At 63.7% G+C, this 331-nt stretch carries 1 protein-coding gene; it reads right to left on the bottom strand.

Annotated features, from left to right (window positions below; translation table 11 throughout):
* Positions 1 to 331, bottom strand: a 331-nt coding sequence (locus KZQ38_RS35730; RefSeq protein WP_504739579.1) for a ribonucleotide reductase barrel domain-containing protein, incomplete at both ends; no start/stop codon positions are given.

Here is a 331-nt window from a genome sequence, read left to right as displayed (position 1 = left end):
GTCCCACCGGAGGACAGCAGCTCCTTCGAGGAGCGGATGCGCGACAGGTTCAGACCCGCGCCCGAACCGCCCTTGAAGATCAGACCTTCCTCGCGGTACCAGTTGAGGATCGACTCCATGGTGTCGTCCACCGAGAGGATGAAGCACGCCGAGACCTGCTGCGGCGAGCTGGTGCCCACGTTGAACCACACCGGCGAGTTGAAGCTGAACACCTGGTGCAGCAGCATCCAGGTGATCTCGTGCTCGAACACCTCCGCGTCGTCCGCCGTCGCGAAGTAGCCGTGCAGCACACCGGCCTCGGTGTAGGTCTTCACCACGCGGTCGATCAGCT

The organism is Saccharothrix obliqua (assembly GCF_019375475.1).
GTDB classification, from domain to species: domain Bacteria; phylum Actinomycetota; class Actinomycetes; order Mycobacteriales; family Pseudonocardiaceae; genus Actinosynnema; species Actinosynnema obliqua.
The sequence above is the reverse complement of the archived record's forward strand: the minus strand, read 5'-3'. Positions and strand labels throughout refer to the sequence as shown.